Origin of the sequence: Mycolicibacterium helvum (assembly GCF_010731895.1) — a bacterium.
Lineage (GTDB): Bacteria > Actinomycetota > Actinomycetes > Mycobacteriales > Mycobacteriaceae > Mycobacterium > Mycobacterium helvum.
In genome coordinates, this window is sequence record NZ_AP022596.1 from 2,156,334 (window position 1) to 2,182,463 (window position 26,130).

Here is a 26,130-nt window from a genome sequence, read left to right on the forward strand (position 1 = left end):
AAACCTTTGCCGGCCGGCCTGCGGGCGATGCTCGCCCGCGACCCCGACGAACCGCACCGTGCGGCCAGCTCACTAGAGCTTCTCTTCGACCTCGTTTTCGTGGTCGCCGTCTCCCAGTCGTCCGGCGCACTGCACCACCTCTGGGAAGACCACCATTTCGCCGAAGGCTTGGCGGCCTACGCGATGGTCTTCTTCGCCATCTTCAACGCCTGGATGAACTTCACCTGGTTCGCCAGCGCGTATGACACCGACGACTGGCTCTATCGGCTGACCACGTTCGTCCAGATGGCCGGGGCGCTGGTCATCGCCGCGGGCGCGCAGCGCGCGATGCTGGACAACGACTTCGGGGCCATCATCGTCGGCTACGTGATCATGCGGGTGGCGATGGCCGCCCAGTGGACCAGGGCCGCAATCAGCGACCCCGAGTACCGAGGCACCTGCGTGCGCTATGCCGTCGGCATCGTCATCGTGCAATCGGTGTGGGTGACCTGGGCGGTCCTCGGCGGCTCGGTGTGGTGGTTCCCGGTACTGGCGGTGATCGACCTGTCGGTGTCGCCGATCGCCGAACACCACAAGGTGACGACCTACCATCACAGTCACATCGCCGAGCGGTATGGCTTGTTCACGTTGATCGTGCTGGGCGAATCGATTCTGGCGGTGGCTAATTCGATCATCGGCGGACTGTCCGACCCTCACGCGCGCACCAGCCTGATCGTCGTCGCGGCCTGTTCGCTGACCATCGTGGCGTCGATGTGGTGGATCTATTTCGACCGTCCGCAGCACCGTCAGACCATGACCTTCGGCCGGTCCTTCTACTGGGGCTACCTGCACTACTTCATCTTTGCCTCGGCAGCCGCATTCTCGGCCGGGGTGGAGATCGCGGTCGCCGATCGTCTCGGGGAGACTCACCTGCCGCATATCGCTGCCGCGATGACCCTGACCGTTCCGCTTGCGGTGTTCCTGCTTGCGACCTGGCTGGTGCTCGACGCGGTGCGCCGCGACGTGATCCAGGCAGTCGGCACTGTCGCGCTGACGGTGGCGATGGTGGGGACGTCGCTGCTACCCAACGCGCCCGTCGGCGCGGCCGTGGTCATGGTCGCGGCGGCGGCGCTGGTCAGCTGGCGGCACGCCGCGGCTAAGCTTGCGCACTTGTGAGCGACTGGACAACCACTGCGGCACGCCCGCACGAGATGCGGCTGCGGCTGGACTCCTACCCCGTCATCGACGCCATCCAGGCGCGCTACGGCGACATGGATTCCAATGCCCATCTCAACAATCTGGCCCTGGAGTCGCTGCACGAGAACGCGCGGGCCACGATGAACCGCAACCTATTTGCCGATATCTACGACGTGAGCACCCGCCGACTGCGCCTGGTCACCTCGCAGAACGCCGTGCATTTCCTGGCCGAAGTGCACTGGCCGGGGACGATCCAGACCGGCGCCGGGGTCGGGCGGATCGGGCGCACCTCGTTCGTGGCGTCGACGGGATTGTTCGTCGACGGCAACTGTGTCGGCGTCTGTGACACCGTGCTGGTCCTATTGGGCGACGAGGGTCCGGTGCCGATTCCCGACGACCGGCTGGCGGCGCTGGAATCCGTGCGACTGGGCGCGCGTCGCTAAAAAGCCCGCGGCTAAAGGGCCTTGAGCTCCTCGATGACCTCGCTGACCGATTTCTTGGCGTCCCCGAACAACATTGAGGTCTGCTCCAAGAAGAACAGCGGGTTCTCGATGCCGGCGTAGCCCGAGCTCATTCCTCGTTTGAGCACGATCACCGACCGCGACTGGTCGACGTTGAGGATCGGCATTCCGTGAATCGGGCTCGACGGGTCGTTGCGCGCCGCGGGGTTGGTGACGTCGTTCGCGCCGATCACCAATGTGACGTCGGTGCGGGCGAATTCGCCGTTGATGTCGTCCATTTCCTTCATGGCGTCGTACTCCACGTCAGCCTCGGCGAGCAGCACGTTCATGTGCCCGGGCATGCGGCCGGCCACCGGATGAATCGCGTACTTGACCTCGACACCCTTGCTCTCCAGGATCTCGGCCATCTCCTTGACCGTGTGCTGAGCCTGGGCGACAGCCAGTCCGTAGCCGGGCACCACGATCACCTGGTTGGCGTACGCCATCTGGATGGCCGCATCCCCCGCCGAGGTCGCCTTCACGGTGCCCTGATCGCCGCCGGCCGGGCCGGCGCCGGTGGCCCCGCCACCGAACGAGCCGAACACGATCGCCGGGATGGAGCGGTTCATCGCCACCGCCATCAGGTTGGTCAGAATCGAACCCGAGGCACCCACGATCATGCCCGCCACGATCATCGCGGTGTTGTTCAGCGCCAAACCTGCTGCCGCAGCCGACAATCCGGTCAGTGCGTTGAGCAGCGAGATGACCACCGGCATATCGGCGCCGCCGATAGGGAACACCACGAACAGCCCCATCACGCCGGCCAGCACCAGCACCAGCACGATCAGCCAGGCCGGGCTGCCGTGCCCGGCGTTCACGCCGATGAAGACCGCTGCGGCCACGGCACCGATCAGCAGCACGATGTTGGCCGCCTGGAAGAGTTTCGCCGAGCGCACCAGCGCCTTCTCGACGTTCTTCGGGATCGACTCCTGCAGCTTCAAGAACGCGACCAGCGAGCCCCAGAACGACACCGAGCCGATGATCGCGGCGAACAGCGATCCCACGACCAGGGCCACCGTGGGCTCGTGCTCGGGCTTGAAGACCGAAAAACCATCGGTCTCAATAAATTCCGACCACGCGATCAGCGCGACCGTGCCACCGCCCACGCCGTTGAACAGCGCGACCAGCTGCGGCATCGCGGTCATCTTGGTCTTCTTGGCCGGAGGCACACCCAGTACGACGCCGATAAGCAGGCCCGCGGCAATCAGGATCCAGTTGATGGTCGCGGTGTCGCGCACCTTGATCAAGGTGGCCACCACGGCGATCGCCATACCGGTGGCGGCAATCCAGTTGCCGCGCACTGCGGTCTTGGGTCCGGTCAGCCCGGACAAGCCAAGGATGAACAGCGCGAACGCGACGATGTAGAGAACGTTGACGAGGTAGGTCACTTATCGGCCCCGGCCTTCTGGTCGGTCTTCTTCTTGCCCTTGAACATTCCGAGCATGCGGTCGGTCACCAGGAAGCCACCGATGACGTTCAGCGTGCCGAACACCAGCGCGACGAACGCGATGATCCGCACCCCCCAGTTGGCGTCGGCGGGCAGGTCGCCCAGCACCAGCAGCGCACCCAGCACCACAATGCCGTGGATGGCATTGGTGCCCGACATCAGCGGAGTGTGAAGCGTGTTGGGCACTTTGGAGATGACGGCGAATCCGACGAACCCGGCCAGCACCAGGATCGCCAGATTACCCAGCAGTTGTTCGTACATTTACGCCTCTTCGCTTGATGGCTTCGCCGCCGGTGCGGCTTCGCGAGTCACGCAGGAGGCCGCGACGACCTCGTCGGAGAAGTCGGGCGCCAGCGCACCGTCGGTGATCAGAAGTTCCAGCAGCGAGGTCAGGTTCTTGCTGTACAGCTCGCTGGCATGCTCGGGCATGGTGGCCGGCAGGTTCAACGGCGAGGCGATGGTCACCCCGTGGCGGACGACCGTGCGGCCCGGCTCGGTCAGCTCGCAGTTGCCGCCGGTCTCACCGGCCAGGTCGACGACGACGCTGCCGGGTTTCATGCCCTGCACCGCGGCGGCGGTCACCAGTCGCGGCGCCGGACGCCCGGGCACCAGCGCGGTCGTGATGACCACGTCGAAGCCACCGATGGCGGTCTCCAACGCCTTCTGCTGCTGGGCCCGCTCCTCTTCAGTGAGCTCCCGGGCATAGCCGCCCTCACCAGCAGCATCGATACCAAGATCCAGCCACTGCGCGCCCACCGAGCGGACCTGATCGGCCACCTCGGGGCGAACGTCGTACCCGGTGGTGCGCGCGCCCAGGCGCTTGGCCGTGGCCAGCGCCTGCAGGCCTGCCACACCCACACCGAGGACCAGCAGGCTGGCCGGCTTCACTGTGCCCGCCGCGGTCGTCAGCATCGGGAAGAAGCGGGTCGACTCGCTGGCAGCCAGCACGACCGCCTTGTAGCCCGCCACGTTGGCTTGCGAGGACAACGCGTCCATCACCTGGGCGCGGGAGATCCGCGGAATCGCCTCCACCGCGAAGGCCTGCACTCCGCCCTGCTTCAGCGCAGCGATCTGGTTGTCGGCATTGCGGGGAGCCAGAAAGCCGATCAGGGTCTGGCCAGACCGTAGCCGGGCGACCTCCTCGGCGGTGGGCGGCGCAACCTTGACCACCACATCGGCGGACCAGGCGTCACCGATCGTTGCACCGGCATCGGTATAGAGCTCGTCGGGCAACAGCGCCCGCTCTCCCGCGCCGGACTGCACCAGTACCGCGACACCGCTGTTAACAAGTGTCGACACCGCCTTGGGCACCAGCGCTACCCGGCGCTCGTCGGCGCCGGACTCAGCGACGACGCCAACAGTCGTCTTCGTTTCAGTCATGACCCCTGCGTCTGCTTCCTAGCGTGGATTTCGCCGGGGAAGGCCCCTGCGCTCGTGACACCCTAACCACATTGGCTGGTATCTCCCCAAGCCAAAACGGCCCGCATCGATACAGTTCCCCCATCTGGGGGAGTGACCTTCGTCGTTTACAGCTCGGTATCCGGCACGGTCACGATCGCTGTCGTGCCCCCACCGGGGGTCTCCACCAACGCGACCGAACCGCCCATCGCTTCGACGCCGACCAGCAGCGACGACAACCCGATGTGACCCTCTGCCACCTTCTGGTCCAGCACCGCGGGGTCGAATCCGACGCCGTTGTCAACCACTCGCAGCACCAGCGAACCCGGCACCGGGTCGAGCTCAACCCGCAGCCGGGTCGCACGAGAATGCTTGTGCGCGTTGGCAAGTAGCTCGCGTGCGGCGCGGTAGAGCAGGGCCTGCGATGGCGGTTTACCGACCTCCTCGACAGCACAGTCGATCGTCACGCCCCAGCGCCGTTCGTACTGGCCGACCAGCTCGCGCAGCGCGGCGCCGAGGCCCACCTGCGCCAGCACCTGGGGATGCAGCGTGGAGACCGCGCTGCGCAGCTGGTTGATGGCGTCCTGCAGCGCCGCATCCACCCGCTCGAAGCCGGTCTCGGAGGGCTGGTCGCGCAGATCCTCCAGGTCCAGCCGGGCGGCCAACAGGTTCTGCAAAGGCCCGTCATGCAGTTGTTCGGACAGCTGCCGGTTGTTGCGTTCATCGGCCTGCATCGACTCCGAGACCAGCCTGCGCCGCACCTCGAGAAGTGAGCGCACTCGGGCCCGCCGGCGGGCCAGCACCAAGCACAGCGCCGTGGTGGCCAGCGCCAGCCAGGCCAAGCAGCCGACCTGGACGTAGACGATATTGGGCAGGCCCATCGTGTCGTCGCGCTTGGAATAGAGGATCCACGCTCCCAGATATCCGACCGCCGTGCTGGCACCGATCACGGCGGTGATCTCGGGCCGGTCCAGAAACGCAACCGTGATGGGGATCAGAAAGAAGATCGGCAGCAGCCAGCTCGTCGCGCCCCCGGAAGCGACGCACATCGCCAGCACCGCCACCACGTCGATAGCCGTTGAGGCCCAGCCGAACCACCACTGCAGCGGCCGGCGTAACACCACGGCCAGCCAGACCGCGGCGGTGACGGTGTACACGATCAGCACCGACCAATACACCGCGGGCAGCCAATGATCGACGCCCTCGATCCACACCAGCAACGCGATCAGGACGATCAGCGGTAGCCGCAAGACCGCCGCGACGCGGACCGGCTCGGTGCCCAGGTGATCGGCCGCGCGCGCCAGCGGGGCCGGCAGGTTACTCAAGCAGGCCCCGACGCATGGCTTCGGCGACCGCAGCGGCCCGATCACCCACGCCGAGCTTCTCGTAGAGCCGCTGCACATGGGTCTTGACCGTCGAAGGGGCCAGGAACAGCGCCTCGGCAATCGACGGGATGCTGCGTCCCCCCGCGATCATGCTGAGCACCTCGCGTTCCCGCGAGCTCAGCGAGGGTCCCGACGGCTCGGCGCGGCGCCGGATCTCGACGGCCAGCCCCGAGGCCAGCCGCGGCGCGAGTACATCGCGGCCCTTCGCGCAGTCCAGGACCGCGTTGACGATCTCGGCTCGGGTGGAGTCCTTGGGTAAATAGCCCGCCGCCCCCTGCTGGAGCGCGTGATAGACGATCTCGGCGTCGTCGTGTGCGGAGACCAACAGCACCCTGGTCGACAGCTCGTCGCGCCGTACCGCAGCGGCTACCTCGGCGCCGTCCATGCCAGGCATCCGGTAGTCCAGCAGTGCGACGTCGGGGCTGTGTTCCTTGATCAGCGCCAGTGCCGACGCGCCATCCTCGGCTTCGGCGACAACCTCGACCTCGCCGCTGCCGGACAGGGCCCGAACCAGACCGTCTCGGAAGAGCGGGTGGTCGTCACCGACGATGACGCGCACCTTTCGGTTATCGGGCATACCAGCAGCTTTCCACATTGGGTCCACCGATCGGGGGACAACCAGTTCATCCCTACCCACGTCCCATCGGCGGACAGACAGGGCAGCGCGTGCGGGCAATAGTCATTGCATAGCCGAAAACAATCGGCCCGCACGCAATAGGGAGACGGACATGGACCGCACATTCACTCGCCGCTTCACCACCGCTCTGGCCGGACCCACCCTGGCGGTGGGCGTGCTGGCCGGCACTCTCGTCGTCGCCACCCCCGCCGCGGCCGACACGATGGGCCTGAGCATGACGGCACCGGACTCCCCCGCTGCCTTGATCCCCGTGACCCTCTGACGCGGACGGCAGCCCCGACATGAACGGCACCCCGGCAACCCGACTCATAGCGCTCCACGTCGCAGCGGTCGCCACGATCGGCATCGTCGCGGCGTCGGTCATGTCGAACTTCAGCGGCTCGCAGTCCTCCGACGTCGCCGACTACGGGTCGAGCATCACCGCACAGATCGGCATGGCCCACGCGCAACACCAGGGCGTGTCACACCAGCACAACGGCGGCCATCAATAACCCATCACCACAATCCCGCGCAGAACCGCACATGGGCACTCACCTTCACGCGTTCTCGGGAGTTCGGAGGTCTATTGATCGATGACCCTTTCTCCACATGCCTACGAGGCCCTCCCTATGGTCATAAGGGAGGGCCTCGTCGTGGTGTTAACGGGTGTCATATCGTGGCGGCATGGATTTCGCCATGTCTGCCAAGGGTGCTGACTACCACAAACGCCTCTCCGAGTTCATGGTCGAACACGTCTTCCCGGCTGAGAAGTCCTACGACGAGTACCGGGCCGCGGCCGGACCGAACGACTTCACCGTGCCGCCAGTGGTCGAGGAATTGAAGGCGCTGGCCCGCGGCCAAGGACTGTGGAACCTCTTCCTGCCGGCCGAGTCGGGTTTGACCAACCTGGAGTACGCGCCGCTGGCCGAGCTGACCGGTTGGAGCACCGAGATCGCGCCCGAGGCCATCAACTGCGCGGCGCCGGACACCGGCAACATGGAAACCCTGCACCTGTTCGCGACCGAAGAGCAGCGCAAGCAGTGGCTGGAGCCCCTGCTCGCCGGCGAGATCCGCAGCGCCTTCTCGATGACCGAACCCGCGGTGGCCTCCAGCGACGCACGCAACATCGCGACGTCGATCGTGCGCGACGGCGACGACTACATCATCAACGGCCACAAGTGGTGGACCTCGGGCGCCAACGATCCGCGCTGCAAGATCCTGATCGTCATGGGCCGCACCAACCCTGACGCCGCGTCCCATCAGCAGCAGTCGATGATCCTGGTGCCCACCGATACCCCCGGGGTCAACATCAAGCGCTCAACGTCGGTGTTCGGCTGGCAGGACCAGCACGGCCACGCCGAGGTGATCTTCGACAACGTGCGCGTACCCGCGTCGAACCTGCTGGCCGAAGAGGGGATGGGCTTCGCCATCGCCCAGGCCCGGCTGGGGCCGGGCCGGATTCACCACTGTATGCGCGCGATCGGCGTGGCCGAGCGGGCGCTGGCGTTGCTGACCGAGCGCGCCCGCACCCGCATCGCGTTCGGCAAGCCATTGGCCGAACAGGGCGTGGTACAGCAGCAGATCGCCTTGTCCCGCAACGAGATCGACCAGGCCCGCCTGCTGTGCGAGAAGGCCGCGTGGACCATCGACCAGCACGGCAACAAAGAAGCCCGCGACTTAGTCGCCCAGATCAAGGCCGTCGCGCCACAGATGGCCTGCAACGTCATCGACCGCGCCATCCAGGTACACGGTGGTGGCGGTGTCAGCGACGACTTCCCGCTGGCCCGGATGTACGGCTGGCAGCGCGCCATGAGGATCTTCGACGGACCCGACGAGGTTCATATGCGCAGCATCGCCCGCGCTGAAATCGGCCGGGAGAAAAGCGCTTTCGCGGCGGCGGTGACCAGAGCGTGAACAACGGCCAGCTCTCGGGCGCGTGGAACTTCCGCGATATCGCCGCGACCACCGGGCTGCGTCCCGGCCGGTTCTTCAGGTCCAGTGAGCTCAGCCGGCTCGACGATGGCGGCCGCGAGGTCTTCCGTGCGCTCGGCATCACCGACGTCGCCGACCTGCGTTCGCCGCAGGAGGTGGAACGCCGTGGGGCCGGGGCAGTTCCAGACGGGGTCGCGATCCATCTGCTGCCGTTCCCGGATCTGTCGAACACGACCGCCGAGGCGCCGCACGAGACCAGCTGGCAGAAGATGATGACCGACCAGACCGCCGAAGACGATATCGAGGCAGCGGCGGAACGGTTCATGACCGAGGAGTACCAGAAGTTCCCGGTGCTCGGTGGCGCGCAACGTGCTGTGCAGCAAGTGTTTTCACTATTGGGTGCGGGACGCCCGGTGATCACGCACTGCTTCGCCGGCAAGGATCGCACCGGGTTCACGGTGGCGGTGGTGCTGGAGGCGATCGGGATAAGGAACGACGCCGTGCTCACCGATTTCCTGCGCAGCAACGACGCCATCGACTCGTTGCGCGAACGCATCATGGAATCGGTGATCGACCATGCTGGAGAGACACCCGAGATCACCACCTTCGCCGAGGCGCGCCTGACCAACGGAGTGCTGGGCGTGCGGGAGGAATACCTGGCGACGGCACGGCGCACCATCGACGAGCACTACGGCAACCTGGACGGCTTCCTGCGGGTGTGCGGCGTGAGCGCCGAGGATGTCGCGCGGGCTCGCACCGAGCTACTGGGCTAGCAGCAAACCGGCCACCCACACCGCGGTGGCGATGAGCCCGCCCGCCAGCTCGACGCCCACTGACAAGGCGACGGCCTTGAGCGCGTGCGCGGTGGCGACCCAGGCGCGCCGCTGATTGCGGCGCGCGGCGAGCTCGGCGAGGTACACCCCGAGCACGAATCCGAGCAGCAGGCCGACAATCGGCACGACGAAGAACCCGACAACGCCAAGGATCGCGCCCGCCGCGAGCGTCCACCTGCCGACCTCTGCCGCCCGCATCCGCCGGGCCGGCCACAGATACTTGATCAGCAGACTGGCCCCGAGCACCACCGTGACCACCCCGAGCACCACCCAAGACACCACGGTGTGTTCGACGGCAGCCCACACCGCGATGGCGGCATAGACCAGCAGGGTGCCCGGCAGCAGCGGGACGATGACGCCCACCAGTCCAATGGCGATCGCCAGCCCGACGAGGACGATGCCGCCGATACTCACCCGTCGAATCTAGAGCTTGTCGGCCAGGTCCAGGAGGTCCGTTGCCGTCACATCGAACTCGTCGGGCTCGATCATCGCCCGATCACGCCCGGGGCCGTACTCCATCGGCCGGTCGACGTAGGCGGTGCGCAACCCGGCATCGCGGGCGGCTCGCAAATCGCTGGGGTGCGCCGCGACCAACATGAGCTCATCGGGCGCCACATCCAGGATCTGCGCGCAGCCCAGGTAGGCCTCCCGATCGGGTTTGTAGTGGCCGAAGATCTCGGCGGACAGCACGCAGTCCCAGGGCAGACCCGCGCGCTTGGCCATATCGGTCAGCAGCGACACGTTGCCGTTCGACAGCGTGGTGATGGTGTATCGCTCCTTGAGCCGCTGCAGCCCGGCGACGCTGTCGGGCCAGGGGGCCAGCCGATGCCACGCACGGTTCAGATGATCGACGTCGGCGTCGGCCGCCTCGATGGCGGCATCACGGAGTAACCCGTCAAGGATCCTGCGGTGCAGATCGTCAAGCCGCGTCCACGGCAGCTCGCCGCGGCGGACCAGATCCATCGCCGGAACGTAACCGGCCCGCCAGCCATCGGCGAATTTCGCCCAATCACGTTGCACGCCTTGGCGGATCCCGAACTCCTGGAGTTCAGCGATGAGGCTCGCGCGCCAGTCGACGACAGTGCCGAACACGTCGAAGGCCAGCACGCGAACCACTACGCCTCCAGGATGAGATCAGCCGAGCTTGAAGGTGGCGTGCTCGGCAGACGACAGATCGTCGATCTGCGACCACTGCGACGCGATGTCTTCGACGGTCGGCACATGGTCGAAGGTGACACCCTCATTCTGGAACAGCGCAGTGCGCTGCACCTTGCCGCCGCCGACGATGAACACCGATGCCGAGTCCGGCACTTCCTCGGTGCACAGGTACGACACGACGGGGGCGACGTACTCGGGCGTGAGCTTCTTGAACACCTCGGGCGGAAGGATGTCCTCGGTCATCCGGGTGGCGGCGATCGGGGCCACCGCGTTGGCCTTGATGTTGTACTTGGCGCCTTCCTGGGCCAGCGTGTTGATCAGGCCGACCAGACCGAGCTTGGCGGCGCCGTAGTTGGCCTGCCCGAAGTTGCCGAACAGGCCGCTGGTGGAGGTGGCGACCACGATGCGGCCGAAGCTCTGCTCGCGGAAGTGCGGCCACGCGGCGCGGATGACGTTGTAGCCGCCGTATAGGTGCACCTTGAGAACGGAGTCCCAGTTCTCGAACGACATCTTGTGGAAGGTGCCGTCGCGCAGGATGCCCGCGTTGCTGACCACGCCGTCGACCTTGCCGAACTCGTCGATCGCAGTCTTGATGATGTTCTCGGCGCCCTCGGACTCGGCGACCGAGTCGTAATTGGCGACGGCCCGACCGCCGGCGTCCTTGATCTCCTGAACCACCTGGTCGGCCATCGAATGGCCGGCGCCGGTGCCGTCGCGCGCACCACCGAGGTCGTTGACCACAACACTGGCGCCTTCGCGGGCCAGGGTCAGGGCGTATTCACGGCCCAGACCACCGCCGGCACCGGTGACGACGACTACTCGATCCACAACTCCGGGCATGAGCTTCCTTTCTGACGGGACGTACTCCCTGTATACGTGGGCCGTCGGCGCTGCAGGCACCCGGGTGGCGTCAGGCCTTCTGCGCGACGACGAAGGTCGAAAACGCGTCCGCATCGTCGGCCATCGGCACCTCGACCCAGCGGTCCAGCCGCCGCATCGCGTCGGTGGAGCGCTCGCCGGACGCGAGCCAGCCGTGCGCGTTGAGCCAGTCGGTCACCTCGGCGCGATCGGGGTCGTTGTATGTCAGGGTCTGCATGTCGATGGTCTGCTCGATGCCGAGTTGGTCGGCGAACTTCTCGAACCGTTCCCGCGCCTGTGCGCGGCGCTCTTCGGAGTGGTGCCCGACGGTCTCGGCCGAGACCCGACTGCCTGGCGCGCTCAGCTCGGTGACCAGTTCGAACAGCCGGTCCTGAGCCTCGGCGGGCAGATACATCAGCAGTCCTTCGGCCAGCCAGGCGGTGGGCTGCGACGGATCAAAGCCTTGCCCGGTGAGTGCGGCCGGCCAGTCCTGACGCAGGTCGACGGGAACCTCGTGGCGTTCGGCGATCGGCTGCACATCGTGTTCGGCCAGCTTCTTGGCCTTGTAGTCGAGGACCAGCGGCTGGTCGATCTCGTACACATGGGTGCCGGCCGGCCAGTCCAGCCGGTAGGCGCGCGAGTCCAGACCCGAAGCCAGGATCACGACCTGACGGATACCGGCTGCAGCGGCTTCGGTGAAGAATGCGTCGAAAAAGTGGGTACGCACCGCCTGGTAGTTGAGCATGTGGGTGAACATGGCGACCGCTTCGGGATCGACTTCGGTCAACTTCTCAGCGATGGACGAGTCGAGGAAGTGCTCCCACATCCCGGTCCCCGCGCCCTCCACCAGAATCCGGGCGTAGGGATCGCGGATCAGTGCATCGGGACGGTCGGTCTCGCTGGCACGGGCGGCGGCCACCAATACGGCGGTCGAACCCACGCTCGTCGCGATGTCCCAGGTGTCGTCATCAGTACGCACGGTGCTCATGGCAGCGGTATCCCTAATTTTGCGTCGCTTATCGGCTCGACACTGGTCCGCGAGCCCAAAGGGCAGCGCATCAACCCAGTTCAGCCGGGGTTATACGACGATGCTACCGAGGAACTTAGCCAGACTATGTGACTGTGGCGCACGTCACCGGACCGCTAACCGGCGTGCCAGGCCTTGCCGTTGAGCAACTCCAGGAACTGGTCGGTGATCGCCACCAAGCGCTCGTTGTCGTCCACGAATCCGGCGTAGAAGCCCAGGCCCCACATCACGGCCATGAACATCTCGGCAGCCGCCTCGATATCGATGTCGGATCGGACTTCGCCTGACTCGATGGCGTCCCGGATGGCGGCCTTGATGTATCCGCGGGTGAACTCTCGCGAATCGTGGTTGGACTCGGCCAGCTCCGGATGTCGCTCGGCTTCCAGCACCGCCGTCACCAGGAACGCAGCAACCGAGCGATCCTGGCCCTCGGCCTGCACCACAGCGCCGATGAAAGCGCGGATCCGTCCGGCCAGCGTCCCCTCACGCTGCGACTGCTGGACGGCGGCCTCGATGACCAACGCGTTGGTCTGATCGACCACCTCTTGGTACAGCAGCCGTTTGCTGGCGAAGTAGTGATTGATGGCGGGTCTAGTCAGGTCGGCACGGATGGCGATTGCCTGAAAGGTGGCAGCGTCATAACCCAATTCGCTGAACACCTCACGGGCGGCGCGCATGATGCGCTCGCGCGTTTCCGCGGCCTTAGCTGCTGGGGGGCGACCCGGGCCCCGACTCGCTGTATGCGGCACGGTCAAATTGTGCCACAACCACCCGCAAAATTTTGACGGCCGACAACATTTGCTTATTCCTGAGAAATTAGAATTCCACTCATATTCAAATCTGCCCGCGGAATCCGTTGCAGCGGCGCCGATCTGGCTCGCGATCCGTGCGCAACCTGCGGTTTTAGGATCGCATACCCGATAGTCACCACCAGGTAAATTATTTGGAAATACGAATTCCGCCTGAGAATTCGCCAGTAACGCATTTGCGCGCGAGAGTACCCCGTCAAAAGGCTGCCGGGTAGTGGAGGCGTGTTTGCTAGCGGCGTTTTAGGGTTCTACATCACCTTACGCATGAGCCTGATCGCCCGATCAGTGTAAGGCGGGTACATCAGTTTCAAATCCAGTTTGGTCGATTTAGCCAACACAGCGCGACGGTGGCTGAGCGCTTCGAAGCCCCACTTGCCGTGATAGGCGCCCATCCCGCTGGCCCCGACACCGCCGAACGGAAGTTGCGGAACAAGGCAGTGCACCGCCACGTGGTTGACCACCGCACCGCCGGACGGTATCCGGTCGACCAGGTCCCGAGCCACCTGCTGCGAGGCGGTGAAGACGTACAGCGCCAGCGGCTTGGGCCGGGCGTTGACGAACGCGACGGCAGCGTCTGGCGAATCCACCGCGACGATCGGCAGGATTGGGCCGAAGATCTCGTCGGACATCACCGGGTCGTCGGCGGCCGGGTTGACGATCACCGTCGGCTCGATCCGCAGCGCCGCGCGATCCGAGCCGCCGCCGGTGACAACGGTGCCGCTGGTCGCGCTGATCAGTGACACCAGCCGGTCGAACTGCCGCTCGTTGACGATCCGCAGCGACGGATCCTTCTCTTCGGCGCGGAACGCGGCGATCGTCGCCACGATCTTGTCGGCCAGTTCGGCGGCGATCGTGCGGTCGGCCAGCACGTAGTCCGGGGCGATGCAGGTCTGACCCGAGTTCAGCATCTTGATCCAGGCGATCCGGCGGGCCGCCACGTCGAGGTCAGCGTCGGCGAGCACGACCACCGGGCTCTTGCCGCCCAACTCCAGGGTCACCGGCGTCAACGTCGGTGCGGCAGCGGCCATGATCTTGCGGCCGATCTCGGTACCCCCGGTGAACAGTGCATGGTCGAAGCCCTGCGCCATCAGGTCCTGAGTGACCGCAGCATCGCCCTGCACCACCCGGATGGCGTCGGCGTCCAGGTACTCCGGAACCAGCCGCGCGATCAGCGCTGATGTGGCCGGCGCCAACTCCGAGGGCTTGATCACCACGGCGTTTCCGGCGGCGATCGCAGCCACCACCGGCGCCATGCACAGATAGAAGGGGTAGTTCCACGGCCCGATCACCAAGATCACGCCCAGCGGGTCGAACTGCACCCAGGCCTTACCGGGCAATTGCGCGAGCGGAAGCCCATACCGCTGCGGCTTCACCCACTTCTTCAGGTGCTTGCGGGCGAAAGCGGCTTCGGCCTTCGTCGAGCCGATGTCGCCGAGCCATGCCTCGAACGAGGACCGGCCCAGGTCGCTGGCCAACGCCTCGGCGATTTCCGGCTCGCGCTCCTCGCACATCCGCTCCATGGCACGCAGCTGCTCGGATCGCCACATCAGCGAGCGGGTGCGGCCGCCGTTGAACACCCGGCGGACATCAGCCAGCACGCCAGCGGCACCCCCGTCGGTGGCTTGGTCATTGGTGATCTGAACGGTCATGCCAACTCCTCGAATAGCTTCGCGTGATTCCCAGCTTGCCCCATCACCGGGTGCGCGTCACAAGCGCTGGCGGCCGATCCTGTGAAACTTGGTCACGATCACGTACGTCACGGCCGGCTGGCCGGGGCCGCGCACTATCGTCTTCTGTCATGGCCACCGTTGCCAACCGAGAGGCATACTTCGAGACCGGCCTCGAAGTTCTCGCTGACGTGGGTTACGGCGGACTCAAACTTGCCGAAGTGTGCAACCGGCTCGGCGTGACGACCGGATCGTTCTACCACTACTTCTCAAGTTGGCCGGCCTACACCCGAGACCTGGTGTCGTACTGGGTCCAGGACCGGACGATCCGGCTGATCGGCGCGATCCGCGAGGTGTCCGACCCACGTCGCCGCATCGAGGCGATCATCCAGGTCGGTCTATCTCTGCCGCACGGCGCCGAGGCCGCCATCCGGTCGTGGAGCTCGGTTGACCCGCACGTGCTGGCGGTGCAATCCGAGGTGGACCGGCAGCGGTACAAGATCCTCTATGACTCGGCAATCGAAATCGTCGACGACACCCGCCAGGCGCAGGTCTACGCATCCTGGGCGGTTTACGTCTTCATCGGCTACGAGCAGGCCACCCTGCCGCGCGAACCGGGGATGTTCGGCTGGATCGCCCGCTACATGCTCGACGCGCTGGACTCGGGCAGTTTCGCCGGCGTGCCGCGGTGAGCCCGGCTGCCTTGTGGCGGCGGGCGGTTGAGCGGGTTCGGACACGCGACCCTGAGAACGACGGTGCGCGGCGTGCGCTGCGGGCTGCCATCGTCGTGCCGATCGCCGCGGCGGTCAGCTTCGCCCTCGGCGGAGGGTCCCAGACGCCGATGTTCACCATCTTCGGGTCGATCGCGCTGCTGATCGTCGTGGACTTTCCCGGCAATATGAACACCCGGGCGCTGGCCTACGGCGGGTTGGGCTTCAACGGTGCGGTGCTGATCAGCCTGGGCACCGTGGCAGCGCCGATCCCCTGGCTTGCGGTCACGCTGATGTTCATCATCGGGGTGGCAGTCGTGTTTTCCGGCGTGCTCAGCGAGATCGTCGCCGCCGGGCAGCGGGCGACCTTGCTGACCTTCGTGCTTCCGGTGTGCACGCCGGTGGGCCCGCTCGGCGAGCGGCTGTTCGGCTGGCTGATCGCTCTGGTGATCTGCGTGCCGGCCGCGCTGTTCCTCTTTCCCCCGCGCCACCACGGCGAGCTGCGCCAGCATGCCGCCGCGGTCTGTGCGGTGCTTGCCGACCGGATCGAGGGCACCGCATCGGCAAACGACGTCACCACCGCGATGGACGCCTTGCGGGCCAATTTCCTCGGGGTGGCCCACCGCCCGGTGGCGCTGACCGCGGGCAGCCGCGCACTCGTCCGGGTCGTCGACGACCTGCAGTGGCTGTGCGACCGGGTCGGCGGTGACACCGGCGAGCTGCTCGGGCCGATGCGCGAACCGGTGGTTGCGGTGCTACGGGACTGCGCCCGGGTCCTGCGGATCACCCAGCCGGGTGCCCGGGCCACCGAACGCGCGCAGTTGGCCAGGGCATTGATCGACTCACGGACCGTCGCGATCGGCAGCTACCGGCAGGACATCGTGGACATCCTCGCCGAGCCCGATGACGACGAAGCCGTAGCGCTGGGGCGCACGCTGCTCAACCGGCGCACCATCGGCGCCGCGATCGGGGTCACCGGGCGGCTGATCGCCAGCGCAGCGGCGGCTGACGCGCGACCCGTGTGGGCGCGGGTACTGGGGCGCCAGCTTCCGGAGACCGGGATCGCCGAGCGGGTCTACTCCGAGACCGAAGCGGTCACCACGCTCACCAGCGGGCATCTTGCGACCCGTTCGGTCACGGCCCGCAACAGCCTGCGCACCGGGCTGGGGCTGGCACTGGCGGTACTCGTCACGTTCGTGTTCCCGGTCCAGCACGGTTTCTGGGTGGTCCTGGGTGCGTTGTCGGTGCTGCGTAGCAGCGCCCTGACCACCGGTACTACCGTCGTGCGGGCGGTCACCGGCACGGTAATCGGTTTCATCCTCGGCGCGATCGTGATCGAGCTACTCGGCACCGACCCGAAGGTGATGTGGATGCTGTTGCCGCTGGTGGCATTCGGCTCGGCCTATGTGCCCGAGATCGGTTCCTTCACGGCCAGCCAGGCCGCGTTCACCATGATGGTGCTGATCGTGTTCAACGTGATCGTTCCGAGCGGCTGGGCCGTCGGCCTGATCCGGATCGAGGACGTCGTAGTGGGCGCTTCGGTGGGTGTTGTCGTATCGCTGCTGCTGTGGCCGCGCGGGGCCAAAACTGCGGTGCAGCAGGCGATCGACACGGCACGTGAAGTGGGCTCCCGCTATCTGCGGGTCGCGGTTCTGCGCGTCACCCGCGGAGCTTTCGAACACGCCGAGAACCGGGTGAACTCGCTGAGCCACGATGCGCTCACGGCGTCACGGACTCTGGATGACGCAGTGCGCCAATACCTTTCCGAAAGTGGCGGCCCGACAGACTCCCGAGCGCCCGTGGTGCGGTCGGCCAGCCGCGCGGTCCGACTGCGCGCCGCAGCCGACCTGATCGCCGACATCGTGCCGCCGCCGCTGGGGGTATACCCGCGGGCGCGGGCAGTGCTCGAGGCCCATGCCGCCGCGCTCTGCGCCCGCTTCGACGGCAGCGGCGGAACCGGGCTGGCCGCCCCCATCAGTGACGATCTGGTGCCCGCGCTGCGAGCCGAGGCCGGCGAGGGCGAGCTGGCCGTGTCGGCGGCGCTGCCGCTGGTCACCGCGGCAGCCAACATCGGTGAGCTGGAGCTGACCTATCCGCCGGCGGTGGCGGCCGAGCCGGCAGCCGCCTGAACCTGGCTACCCGCGGCCGGCCCGGTGCGGCATCAGCGCGCCGGGCGGGATAGCGCCGAACCGGCCGGCGTTGAAATCGTCCAGCGCTTGGATCACCTCGGACTTGGAATTCATCACGAACGGCCCGTAATGGAAGACCGGTTCACGAATGGGCCTGCCGCCCAACAGAAGAACCTCCATGGCTCCCCGGTTGGAGTCCTGGCCGGAATCGGCGGCCACCGTGATGCGGTCGCCCGGTCCGAGCACCGCAAGCTGTCCCTGCTGGATCGGATTCCTGACCGGACCGACCGTGCCGCGACCGGAAAGCACATAAACCAGTGCGTTGTAGTCGCGTGGCCATGCCAGGTTCAGCTGAGCGCCCGGCTCGATGCTGATGTGTGCCAACGTGATCGGGGTGTGCGTCACGCCCGGGCCGGCCCAGCCATCGACCTCACCCGCGATGACGCGCACCAGCGCCCCGCCGTCGGCCGACGACAAAAGGCGCACGGCGGGACCCTCGATCGACTGATAGCGCGGCTGCGTGAACTTGTCCTTGCGGGGCAGGTTGACCCACAACTGGATCCCGTGGAACAGCCCGCCGCTTTCCACGAGTTCAGCCGGAGGGGTCTCGATGTGCAAGATCCCGGCGCCCGCAGTCATCCACTGGGTGGCACCGTCGGCGATCAAACCGCCACCGCCATGCGAATCCTGATGGGCGAACCGGCCGTCGATCATGTACGTGACGGTTTCGAAGCCGCGATGCGGGTGCCAATCGGTGCCCCGGGGCTCCCCGGGCGAGTATTCGACCTCGCCCATCTGGTCCATGTGGACGAAGGGGTCGAGGTCGGCGGCGCTGACGCCGGCGAACGCGCGCACGACGGGAAAGCCTTCGCCTTCGAACCCGCGCGGTCCGGTGGTGACGGACCTGACGGGCCGTTCGGTATCGGTCGCGGCGGCTGCGCCTACCCGCGGCAAGGACAACGTGTCTGCGGTGACTGCTGGCATGACACAGATAACCGGACCGCAGTCCGATTAATTCCTCAGTCCAGCACCGCGAGCGCCGCCGCGCGGGCCTCGGCGGCACTCGCCGTGGTCAGCACGGCCTCGGCGGCGTCGCGGCATTGTTGCAGCGTGACCGAGGCGAGCTTGGCGCCGACGCCGGTCACGGCGGCGGCGGCCGCGGACAGCGATGTGACGCCCAGCCCGACGAGGACACAGGCCAGCAGTGGGTCGGCGGCGGCCTCGCCGCAGACCCCGACGGGCTTGCCGCGGCTGGCCCCGGCGCGCGCGGTCTGCGCGACCAGTGTCAGCACACCGGGCTGCCAGGGGTCGGTCAGGGTGGCCAGTTCGGCGGACATCCGATCAGCGGCCATCGTGTATTGCGCCAGGTCGTTGGTGCCGATCGAGAGAAACTCGACATGGGCCAGGATGTGGTCGGCCAGCAACGCGGCGGCGGGCACCTCGATCATCACGCCAGGGACCAGGCCGCGTTGGCGGGCCCGATCGGCGAACCGCTTGGCCTCGTCGGGGGTGGCGATCATCGGCGCCATCACCCACGGCGCGCTGCCGGTCCGTTCAGCAGCGAGCGCGATCGCGTCCAGCTGACGCTCGAGCACCTCGGGATGAAGGGCCTCGATCCGGATTCCTCGCACGCCGAGCGCGGGGTTGGCCTCGTCGGGATGCCCGACGAACTTCAGCGGCTTGTCCGATCCGGCGTCCAGGGTGCGGATGACGACCTTGCACCCGGCGTAGGCGTCGAGCACCTCGGCGTAGATCGAGGCCTGTTCGTCGACGGTGGGTTCGGTGTCGCGGTTGAGGAAGCACAGTTCGGTGCGGAACAGCCCGATGCCCTCGGCCGGGGTTTCCCGCGCGGACCGGGCCGCCGACCCGTCCTGAACATTGGCCAGGATCGACACCGGGTGGCCGTCGGCGGTCGCGCCGGGGCCCGTCCAGCCGGCCATCGCCGCGGCTGCCGCATCAGCGGTCTCGACGGCCGCGGCGGCTTCGGCCGGGTCGGGCGAGACGCTGACGGTGCCGTGGGTTCCGTCGATCAGAACGTCGGCGCCGGCCGGGATGTCGTCGAGGCCATGGACGGCCACGACGCACGGGATACCCAGCTGACGGGCGATGATCGCGGTGTGGCTGGTCGGCCCGCCGAGCGTGGTGGCCAGGCCGACGACGAGCGTGGGGTCCAGCCCCGCGGTGTCGGCGGGTGCGAGGTCCTCGGCGCACAGGATCGCCGGTTGCGCCGGTACGGGCACGCCGGGCTCGGCCAGCCCGCTGAGTTCGGCGACCACCCGGTCGCGAATGTCACGCAGGTCGGTGACGCGCTCGGCCATCAGCCCACCCATCGTGGTGAACAGGTCGACGAACTGGTCCACCGCCGCGGCGGTGGCGCGCACCGCCGGCGCGCCCTCTTTGATACGTTTCTCCGCCGCCCCCAGCCAGGCGCGGTCCTGCGCCAACGTCGCGGTGGCGGCCAGCACCTCCGAGGCGGCGCCTGTCGCCCGGGCGGCGCGCTCCCGCAGCCGCCCGGCGACCGTGGCCGCCGCGGTGGTGAACCGGGCCGCCTCGCCGTCGCGCTCGTCGTCGGCAAGCTCACCGCCGGGGTCGAGGTCCTCGATGGCGGGGAGGCGACCGGGGCGGATGACCGGTGCGTAGCGGACACCGGGGACCACGGGGACGCCGGTGAGGACCTGTCCGGCACCGAGTGAGGTAGGTGTGGATGAGGTGGACATGTGAACTAGGTTACAACGAATCGTTGACAAGTCAACACGAACGGGGGTAAAACAACACATATCAACATTCAATGCCGGCATGACCCCACATAAACGGAGAATCGTGTACCCGGAAGAACGTCAGCAGGCGATCGCCGCCCGAGTGCTGTCCCAAGGACGCGCCTCGGTGGCCGAACTGGCCCAGGTCTACGACGTCACGACCGAGACCGTCCGCCGCGACCTCGCGGTACTGGACCGGGCCGGAGTGCTGCGGCGGGTGCACGGCGGCGCGGTCCCGGTACGCGCGCTGCATGTGGTCGAGCCTGGCGTCGATGAGCGAGAGGCCACCCGTGCCGACTACAAGGAGGCCATCGCTCGGGCCGCCGCCGAATTCCTTCCGCTGTCCGGTGCGACCGTGCTTTTCGACGCAGGCACCACCACCGCCCGCGTCGCGGGCATGCTGCCGGCCGACCGCGAACTGGTCGCGGTCACCAACTCGGTGCCGATCGCGGCCCGGCTGGCCGCCCTGCCAGCAATCAACCTGCAGCTGCTCGGCGGCCGGGTTCGCGGGCTCACCCAGGCAGCCGTCGGCGAACCGGTCCTGCGCGCGCTCGACACGATCCGGGTGGACATCGCGTTCATCGGGGCCAACGGCATCACCGTGCGCCACGGGCTCTCGACCCCCGACAGCGAGGAAGCAGCTGTCAAACGCGCGATGGTCCGCTGCGCCAACTATGTGGTCGTGCTGGCCGACTCATCGAAGGTCGGTCGCGAGGAGTTCGTCAGCTTCGCCCCCATCGATAGTGTCGACGCGCTGATCACCGACCGCGAGATCAGCGCCGCCGACCGCGCCGAGCTGGCCGAGCAAGGCATCGAAGTCGTTGTGGCAAAAGGGGAATCATGATCGTCACCGTCACGCCCAACCCGAGTATCGACCGCACGGTGACGCTGCCCGCCCAGTTGGTGCGCGGCGCGGTGCACCGGGTGCAGTCGGTGACGACCGAACCAGGGGGCAAGGGCGTCAACGTCGCGCGGGCGCTGACGCTGGCCGGGCTGGACACCGTCGCGGTGCTGCCCGCCGCCCGACACGACCCGATCGTCGCGGCGCTGGAGTCGTGTGGTGTGCCGTTCTATCTGGTGCCCATTGACGGCGCAGTGCGCACGAACCTCGCGATCACCGAATCTGACGGCACCACAACGAAGATCAACGAGCCAGGCGCGGTGATCGATGTGCCCGCGCTGGCCGCGTTCACCCAGGCGATCCTCGATCGTGCGGCGGGTGCCCGCTGGGTGGTGTTGTCCGGGTCCCTGCCGCCCGGAATTCCCGACGGCTGGTACGCCGATGTGGTGGCCCAGTTGGGCTCCTATGACTGCAAAGTCGCGGTCGACACCTCCGATGCCCCACTGACAGCGCTGGCGGCGGGCTTCGCCACCGCCGCCCCCGACCTGATCAAGCCGAACTCCGAGGAGCTGGCCAGCCTGGTCGGTGTCGATGCGCAGGAGCTGGAAGACGCTCTGGCCCAGGGCAATCCCGATCCCGTCGTTGACGCTGCCCGACAACTGCTCGACCGTGGCGCCAAAACAGTGCTGGCCACACTCGGCGCCGCCGGCGCCCTACTGGTCAACGACACCGGCAGCTGGCTGGCCACGCCACCGCCGATCAAGCCAAGGAGCACCGTCGGCGCCGGCGACTCCTCTCTCGCGGGCTACGTACGCGCCGACGTCGGTGGTGCGCAGGCGCCGCAACGACTGCAAATGGCTGTCGCCTACGGCAGTGCCGCTGCGGCACTTCCCGGTTCGGCGCTTCCGTCGCCGGCCCAGATCGACCTCGATGATGTGGCGGTCACGCCGATATCGCCCTACCCCGCCGGATCCACGCGCACCGCAACTCCGCCAGCCCTTCCCTGAGTAAAGGCATTCCCATGACGAACTCCGCCAGTTCCATCATCAGCACCGACCTGGTGCTCCTCGACGTCGACGCCGGGTCGGACAAGGAGTCGGTGATCGGCCGTCTCGCGACCCGGCTCGCCGACAGCGGACGGGTCAGCGACGGCGCCGCGTTGAAGGCCGCAGCCATGGCGCGCGAAGCGCAATCGGCCACCGGGCTTCCCGGTGGTATCGCGATCCCGCACTGCCGGTCGGCGGCGGTGGCCAGTCCGTCGATCGGGTTCGCCCGGCTGTCACCGAAGGTCGACTTCGGTGCGCCCGACGGCCCAGCGGATCTGGTGTTCCTGATCGCCGCACCGGACGGCGCCGGCGCCGAGCACATGAAGCTGCTGTCCAGCCTGGCGCGCGCGTTGGTGCGGCCGGACTTCGTGCAGTCGTTGCGCGACGCCAAGTCGGCTTCAGACGTGGTGGGTCTCGTCGACGGGGTGGTGAATCCGGCAGCCCCCAAGCCGGCCGCTGCCGCGGCCACACCCGCAGCGGTGCAGGCCAAGTCGATCGTTGCGATCACCGCGTGTCCCACCGGCATCGCCCACACCTATATGGCCGCCGACGCGCTGAAGCTGGCCGCCGAGCGCGCGGGCGTGAACCTGACGGTCGAAACCCAAGGCTCCTCGGGCAGCACACCGGTGAGCGCGGAGACGATCACCGGCGCCGATGCCGTCATCTTCGCCACCGACGTCGGCGTCAAGGACCGTCAGCGATTCGCCGGCAAGCCGGTGATCGCCTCCGGGGTGAAACGGGCAATCAACGAACCGGACACCATGATCGCCGAAGCCGTTGCCGCTTCGAGTAATCCGAAGGCCGCCCGGGTCGAGGGCACGGCAGCGGCCGCCGACGCCGGCGCGCCCTCCGGTGGGATTGGCTGGGGTACCCGGATTCGGCAGATCCTGCTGACCGGTGTCAGCTACATGATCCCATTCGTGGCCGCCGGTGGTCTGCTGATCGCGTTGGGCTTCCTGTTCGCCGGCTATGACATCGCGAATACCCCCGACGGCGCGACCAAGTCGCTGGGCAATCTGATCGCCACCACCAACTCGCTGACCAATCTGCCCAGCGGCGGCTTCACCCAGTATCTCGGTGCGGTCTTGTTCACCCTCGGCGGTTTGGCATTCAGCTTCCTTGTTCCAGCACTGGCCGGCTACATCTCGTTCGCCATCGCCGACCGACCAGGTATCGCACCGGGTTTCACCGCCGGCGCGGTCGCGGTGTATGTCGGCGGCGGGTTCATCGGCGGTATCGTCGGCGGCTTGATCGCTGGCTTCGCCGCGCTCTGGATCAGCCGGGTCAGCGTGCCGCAATGGCTGCGCGGCCTGATGCCGGTGGTGATCATTCCGCTGTTCGCCTCGCTGATCGTCGGCCTGCTGATGTTCTTGCTACTGGGCCGCCCGCTGGCCGCGATCACGTCCGGGCTGACCAACTGGCTCAACGGGCTCACCGGCGCGTCGGTCATTCTGCTCGGCGTGATCCTGGGCCTGATGATGTGCTTCGACCTCGGCGGACCGGTCAACAAGGCGGCCTACGCCTTCGCCACGGCTGGACTCAACGTCGCCGACCCCGCCTCACTGCGCATCATGGCCGCGGTGATGGCCGCCGGCATGGTGCCTCCGCTGGCGATGGCGCTGGCCACCACGATCCGGCCCGGACTGTTCAGCGAGCCGGAACGCGAAAATGGCAGGGCCGCATGGTTGCTGGGCGCCTCGTTCATCTCCGAAGGGGCGATCCCGTTCGCGGCCGCCGACCCGCTGCGGGTGATCCCCTCCATGATGGCCGGCGGTGCACTCACCGGCGCGCTGATCATGGCCTTCGACGTCACGCTCAAGGCGCCGCACGGTGGGATCTTCGTGTTCTTCGCGATCGGCAACCTGGCATGGTTCCTGGTGGCGCTGGCCGCAGGCACCGTCGTCGGCGCGTTCGCGGTGATCGGCGCCAAGCAGTTCACCCGCAGTACCCCCGCTGTCGCCACTGCGCCAGTTTCCTAAACCGCCGTTTGACCGCAGAAGTTCGAGTAAACATCTCCATAACGTCGAATTCGACACCAACAGAGGGAGTCTCATGCACACCAAGACCGTCATCGTCGGCTCGGCGATCGGGCTGCACGCCCGCCCCGCCGCAATCATCTCCGAAGCTGTTGTCAACGCGGGTGTTCCGGTGACGTTGTCACTGGACGGCGGCGAGCCAGTGGACGGCGGTTCGGCACTGATGATCATGACCCTGGGCGCCGGCAATGGCGCGCAGGTCACCGTCGCCTCCGAGGACGAGGCGGCGTGCGCGAGCATCGCCGAGCTGATCCAGCAGGACCTCGACGCGTAACGCGCTTCGCGCTGTTAGCATCCCCCCATGGCCGATGCGCCGATCGGCAGCAAGGCGGGCGGGCGGTTGGGCGAGTTCCTGAGGGAATCTCCCTACCTACGTAAATGGCTGATACTCGGGGTGGCCATCGGCATCATCGCCGGACTCGGTGCCGTTGTCTTCTACCTGGCCTTGGATTACACCGGCCAGTTCCTGCTCGGATACCTCGGCGGCTATCACCCGCCGGGGGCCTACGCCGACGGCGGCGGGACCGGAACGGCCGGTTTCATCCGCCCGTGGGCCATCCCGTTGATCGTGTTCGGCGGCGCGCTGACGTCAGCGATCCTGGTGGCCAAGCTGGCACCGGAGGCTGCGGGGCACGGCACCGACAGCGCCATCGAAGCCGTCCACACCGATCCCCGCTCGATCCGCGTCCGCGCGGTGTTGGTGAAGCTGGTCTCCAGCGCACTGACCATCGGTTCGGGCGGCTCCGCCGGGCGCGAGGGACCCACGGCCCAGATCTCGGCGGGTTTCGGGTCGCTGCTGACGCGGATGTTCGATCTGTCCGACGCCGACGGTCGAGTCGCGGTCTCGCTGGGTATCGGGTCGGGTATCGGCGCGATCTTCGGGGCACCGCTGGGCGGGGCGGTGTTGGCCGCGTCGATCGTCTACCGCGAGGATTTCGACTACAAGGCGCTGATCCCCGGTTTCGTCACTTCCGGGACGGCGTACGCGATTTACGGCTCGATTCTCGGTTTCGAGCCGATGTTCGGATTCGTGGAACACGACTACGTCTTCGATCCGGCACAACTGGGCTGGTTCGCCGTCATCGGAATCGCCTCGGCGGCAGTCGGATACCTGTATGCACGAGTGTTCTACGGCACCGTTGCACTGACCCACCGGCTACCCGGGAACAAGATCATCAAGCCCGCGATCGGCGGGCTGCTGGTCGGTCTGCTGGCCCTGGCCATTCCGCAGATCCTGTCCAGTGGCTACGGCTGGGTGCAGATTGCCATGACGAGAGAGGGGCTGCTGTCGATCCCGCTGTGGATCGTGCTCGTGCTCCCGATCGCCAAGATCATTGCAACCTCGCTGTCTATCGGAAGTGGCGGCTCCGGAGGCATTTTCGGTCCCGGCATCGTGATCGGCGCGTTCGTGGGCGCAGCACTGTGGCGGCTGGCCGATGTGGCCGGTATGCCGGCAGTGCCTTCCGGACCGGGCGTTTTCGTGATCGCCGGGATGATGGCCTGCTTCGGCAGCGTGGCACACGCGCCGTTGGCGGTGATGCTCATGGTCGCCGAGATGACCGGATCGTTCTCGGTGGTTCCGGGCGCGATGGTCGCTGTCGGCATCGCCTATCTGATCATCATCCGGACCCCGGTGTCTATCTATCGGGCCCAACGGCTCAACCGCGAAACCGCCGCTGCCGAGCGGATTACCGCCTCGGCACCGGAATTCACCACGATCGCCGAGGATGACGCGCCCGAAAAGTGACCGCCCACAGGTCACTGTCTCAATACGATTCAGCAAAGGCCGGTGCGTTCGAGACCCCG

At 67.1% G+C, this 26,130-nt stretch carries 26 protein-coding genes; 13 read left to right on the top strand and 13 right to left on the bottom strand.

The genetic code is table 11. The features are described 5' to 3' along the window. Positions 1-6 precede the first annotated feature (6 nt). Together G6N38_RS09950 and G6N38_RS09955 are read left to right on the top strand one after the other, a co-directional pair. On the top strand, positions 7-1,155 hold the full coding sequence (locus G6N38_RS09950) for a low temperature requirement protein A (protein ID WP_163747376.1): 1,149 nt from the start codon (positions 7-9) through the stop codon (positions 1,153-1,155). Next, a complete protein-coding gene (locus tag G6N38_RS09955) occupies positions 1,152-1,619 on the top strand; it encodes an acyl-CoA thioesterase (RefSeq protein ID WP_246227840.1) in 468 nt (155 codons plus the stop codon). The genes G6N38_RS09950 and G6N38_RS09955 overlap by 4 nt, the downstream gene beginning before the upstream one ends. 11 nt (positions 1,620-1,630) lie before the next feature. Here the strand turns inward: G6N38_RS09955 and G6N38_RS09960 are convergent, their stop codons facing one another. The 5 genes from G6N38_RS09960 to G6N38_RS09980 all read right to left on the bottom strand — a co-directional run bounded on the left by G6N38_RS09960 (position 1,631) and on the right by G6N38_RS09980 (position 6,483). Then, on the bottom strand, positions 1,631-3,064 hold the full coding sequence (locus G6N38_RS09960; protein WP_163747377.1) for an NAD(P)(+) transhydrogenase (Re/Si-specific) subunit beta: 1,434 nt from the start codon (positions 3,062-3,064) through the stop codon (positions 1,631-1,633). Next, positions 3,061-3,384, bottom strand: coding sequence for an NAD(P) transhydrogenase subunit alpha part 2 (locus G6N38_RS09965; protein ID WP_163747378.1), 324 nt, complete (start codon positions 3,382-3,384; stop codon positions 3,061-3,063). The genes G6N38_RS09960 and G6N38_RS09965 overlap by 4 nt, the downstream gene beginning before the upstream one ends. Continuing rightward, on the bottom strand, positions 3,385-4,503 hold the full coding sequence (locus G6N38_RS09970; RefSeq protein ID WP_163747379.1) for a Re/Si-specific NAD(P)(+) transhydrogenase subunit alpha: 1,119 nt from the start codon (positions 4,501-4,503) through the stop codon (positions 3,385-3,387). 146 nt (positions 4,504-4,649) lie between these two features. Then, positions 4,650-5,846 (bottom strand): sensor histidine kinase, encoded by a 1,197-nt coding sequence (locus tag G6N38_RS09975; protein WP_163747380.1) that lies wholly within the window; start codon positions 5,844-5,846, stop codon positions 4,650-4,652. After that, positions 5,839-6,483, bottom strand: coding sequence for a response regulator (locus G6N38_RS09980; RefSeq protein ID WP_163747381.1), 645 nt, complete (start codon positions 6,481-6,483; stop codon positions 5,839-5,841). Before G6N38_RS09980 ends, G6N38_RS09975 begins: the two co-directional genes overlap by 8 nt. Before the next feature lie 151 nt (positions 6,484-6,634). Here G6N38_RS09980 and G6N38_RS09985 point away from each other — a divergent pair, with 151 nt between their 5' ends. From G6N38_RS09985 to G6N38_RS10000, 4 genes are all read left to right on the top strand, one after another. Continuing rightward, positions 6,635-6,805: a hypothetical protein gene (locus G6N38_RS09985; protein WP_163747382.1), complete on the top strand. Its 171-nt coding sequence runs from the start codon at positions 6,635-6,637 to the stop codon at positions 6,803-6,805. Positions 6,806-6,824: 19 nt separating this feature from the next. Then, entirely contained in the window at positions 6,825-7,034 is a 210-nt protein-coding gene (locus tag G6N38_RS09990; RefSeq protein ID WP_163747383.1) for a hypothetical protein, read from the top strand. A 184-nt stretch (positions 7,035-7,218) separates the two neighbouring features. Next, positions 7,219-8,436 (top strand): acyl-CoA dehydrogenase family protein, encoded by a 1,218-nt coding sequence (locus tag G6N38_RS09995; protein ID WP_179968553.1) that lies wholly within the window; start codon positions 7,219-7,221, stop codon positions 8,434-8,436. Beyond that, positions 8,433-9,227, top strand: a complete 795-nt coding sequence (locus G6N38_RS10000) for a tyrosine-protein phosphatase (protein WP_163747385.1) — start codon at positions 8,433-8,435, stop codon at positions 9,225-9,227. The genes G6N38_RS09995 and G6N38_RS10000 overlap by 4 nt, the downstream gene beginning before the upstream one ends. Here the strand turns inward: G6N38_RS10000 and G6N38_RS10005 are convergent. The 6 genes from G6N38_RS10005 to G6N38_RS10030 form a co-directional block, all read right to left on the bottom strand. Then, entirely contained in the window at positions 9,216-9,701 is a 486-nt protein-coding gene (locus G6N38_RS10005; RefSeq protein ID WP_163747386.1) for a DUF456 domain-containing protein, read from the bottom strand. The genes G6N38_RS10000 and G6N38_RS10005 overlap by 12 nt on opposite strands. A 9-nt stretch (positions 9,702-9,710) precedes the next feature. Continuing rightward, the gene (locus G6N38_RS10010) at positions 9,711-10,403 is read right to left on the bottom strand and encodes a haloacid dehalogenase type II (RefSeq protein WP_163747387.1); all 693 of its coding nucleotides are present in this window, start codon (positions 10,401-10,403) and stop codon (positions 9,711-9,713) included. 18 nt (positions 10,404-10,421) lie between these two features. Next, entirely contained in the window at positions 10,422-11,285 is an 864-nt protein-coding gene (locus tag G6N38_RS10015) for an SDR family oxidoreductase (RefSeq protein ID WP_163747388.1), read from the bottom strand. Between the two features lie 70 nt (positions 11,286-11,355). Further along, positions 11,356-12,291 carry a class I SAM-dependent methyltransferase gene (locus G6N38_RS10020; protein WP_163747389.1) on the bottom strand — a complete coding sequence of 312 codons (936 nt, stop codon included), beginning with the start codon at positions 12,289-12,291 and terminating at the stop codon, positions 11,356-11,358. A gap of 155 nt (positions 12,292-12,446) precedes the next feature. Beyond that, entirely contained in the window at positions 12,447-13,079 is a 633-nt protein-coding gene (locus G6N38_RS10025; protein ID WP_163747390.1) for a TetR/AcrR family transcriptional regulator, read from the bottom strand. A gap of 308 nt (positions 13,080-13,387) precedes the next feature. Next, the gene (locus tag G6N38_RS10030) at positions 13,388-14,788 is read right to left on the bottom strand and encodes an aldehyde dehydrogenase family protein (protein WP_163747391.1); all 1,401 of its coding nucleotides are present in this window, start codon (positions 14,786-14,788) and stop codon (positions 13,388-13,390) included. Between the two features lie 149 nt (positions 14,789-14,937). On the opposite strand from G6N38_RS10030, the gene G6N38_RS10035 reads away from it, so the two are divergent. Both G6N38_RS10035 and G6N38_RS10040 read left to right on the top strand, forming a co-directional pair. After that, the gene (locus G6N38_RS10035) at positions 14,938-15,498 is read left to right on the top strand and encodes a TetR/AcrR family transcriptional regulator (protein WP_163747392.1); all 561 of its coding nucleotides are present in this window, start codon (positions 14,938-14,940) and stop codon (positions 15,496-15,498) included. After that, entirely contained in the window at positions 15,495-17,645 is a 2,151-nt protein-coding gene (locus tag G6N38_RS10040; protein ID WP_163747393.1) for an FUSC family protein, read from the top strand. Before G6N38_RS10035 ends, G6N38_RS10040 begins: the two co-directional genes overlap by 4 nt. 6 nt (positions 17,646-17,651) lie before the next feature. On the opposite strand, the gene G6N38_RS10045 is transcribed toward G6N38_RS10040, so the two are convergent. Beyond that, positions 17,652-18,629, bottom strand: coding sequence for a pirin family protein (locus G6N38_RS10045; protein ID WP_163747394.1), 978 nt, complete (start codon positions 18,627-18,629; stop codon positions 17,652-17,654). Positions 18,630-18,664: 35 nt separating this feature from the next. After that, the gene (ptsP, locus tag G6N38_RS10050) at positions 18,665-20,362 is read right to left on the bottom strand and encodes a phosphoenolpyruvate--protein phosphotransferase (RefSeq protein ID WP_407662960.1); all 1,698 of its coding nucleotides are present in this window, start codon (positions 20,360-20,362) and stop codon (positions 18,665-18,667) included. 103 nt (positions 20,363-20,465) lie between these two features. On the opposite strand from ptsP, the gene G6N38_RS10055 reads away from it, so the two are divergent. From G6N38_RS10055 to G6N38_RS10075, 5 genes are all read left to right on the top strand, one after another. Further along, a complete protein-coding gene (locus G6N38_RS10055; protein WP_163751916.1) occupies positions 20,466-21,245 on the top strand; it encodes a DeoR/GlpR family DNA-binding transcription regulator in 780 nt (259 codons plus the stop codon). Further along, the gene (gene pfkB / locus G6N38_RS10060) at positions 21,242-22,249 is read left to right on the top strand and encodes a 1-phosphofructokinase (RefSeq protein WP_163747395.1); all 1,008 of its coding nucleotides are present in this window, start codon (positions 21,242-21,244) and stop codon (positions 22,247-22,249) included. Before G6N38_RS10055 ends, pfkB begins: the two co-directional genes overlap by 4 nt. A gap of 14 nt (positions 22,250-22,263) precedes the next feature. Beyond that, positions 22,264-24,267 (top strand): PTS fructose transporter subunit IIABC, encoded by a 2,004-nt coding sequence (locus G6N38_RS10065; RefSeq protein WP_163747396.1) that lies wholly within the window; start codon positions 22,264-22,266, stop codon positions 24,265-24,267. 73 nt (positions 24,268-24,340) lie between these two features. After that, a complete protein-coding gene (locus G6N38_RS10070) occupies positions 24,341-24,598 on the top strand; it encodes an HPr family phosphocarrier protein (protein WP_163747397.1) in 258 nt (85 codons plus the stop codon). Positions 24,599-24,625: 27 nt separating this feature from the next. Next, positions 24,626-26,071, top strand: a complete 1,446-nt coding sequence (locus G6N38_RS10075) for a chloride channel protein (protein ID WP_163747398.1) — start codon at positions 24,626-24,628, stop codon at positions 26,069-26,071. Positions 26,072-26,130 lie beyond the last annotated feature (59 nt).

Coding starts and splice junctions, on each gene's coding strand:
- G6N38_RS09965 (WP_163747378.1), bottom strand. CDS start 3,384: ATGTACGAACAACTGCTGGGTAATCTGGCGATCCTGGTGCTGGCCGGG.
- G6N38_RS09970 (WP_163747379.1), bottom strand. CDS start 4,503: ATGACTGAAACGAAGACGACTGTTGGCGTCGTCGCTGAGTCCGGCGCC.
- G6N38_RS09980 (WP_163747381.1), bottom strand. CDS start 6,483: ATGCCCGATAACCGAAAGGTGCGCGTCATCGTCGGTGACGACCACCCG.
- G6N38_RS09985 (WP_163747382.1), top strand. CDS start 6,635: ATGGACCGCACATTCACTCGCCGCTTCACCACCGCTCTGGCCGGACCC.
- G6N38_RS09990 (WP_163747383.1), top strand. CDS start 6,825: ATGAACGGCACCCCGGCAACCCGACTCATAGCGCTCCACGTCGCAGCG.
- G6N38_RS09995 (WP_179968553.1), top strand. CDS start 7,219: ATGTCTGCCAAGGGTGCTGACTACCACAAACGCCTCTCCGAGTTCATG.
- G6N38_RS10015 (WP_163747388.1), bottom strand. CDS start 11,285: ATGCCCGGAGTTGTGGATCGAGTAGTCGTCGTCACCGGTGCCGGCGGT.
- G6N38_RS10020 (WP_163747389.1), bottom strand. CDS start 12,291: ATGAGCACCGTGCGTACTGATGACGACACCTGGGACATCGCGACGAGC.
- G6N38_RS10030 (WP_163747391.1), bottom strand. CDS start 14,788: ATGACCGTTCAGATCACCAATGACCAAGCCACCGACGGGGGTGCCGCT.
- G6N38_RS10035 (WP_163747392.1), top strand. CDS start 14,938: ATGGCCACCGTTGCCAACCGAGAGGCATACTTCGAGACCGGCCTCGAA.
- G6N38_RS10045 (WP_163747394.1), bottom strand. CDS start 18,629: ATGCCAGCAGTCACCGCAGACACGTTGTCCTTGCCGCGGGTAGGCGCA.
- ptsP (WP_407662960.1), bottom strand. CDS start 20,362: ATGTCCACCTCATCCACACCTACCTCACTCGGTGCCGGACAGGTCCTC.
- pfkB (WP_163747395.1), top strand. CDS start 21,242: ATGATCGTCACCGTCACGCCCAACCCGAGTATCGACCGCACGGTGACG.
- G6N38_RS10065 (WP_163747396.1), top strand. CDS start 22,264: ATGACGAACTCCGCCAGTTCCATCATCAGCACCGACCTGGTGCTCCTC.
- G6N38_RS10070 (WP_163747397.1), top strand. CDS start 24,341: ATGCACACCAAGACCGTCATCGTCGGCTCGGCGATCGGGCTGCACGCC.
- G6N38_RS10075 (WP_163747398.1), top strand. CDS start 24,626: ATGGCCGATGCGCCGATCGGCAGCAAGGCGGGCGGGCGGTTGGGCGAG.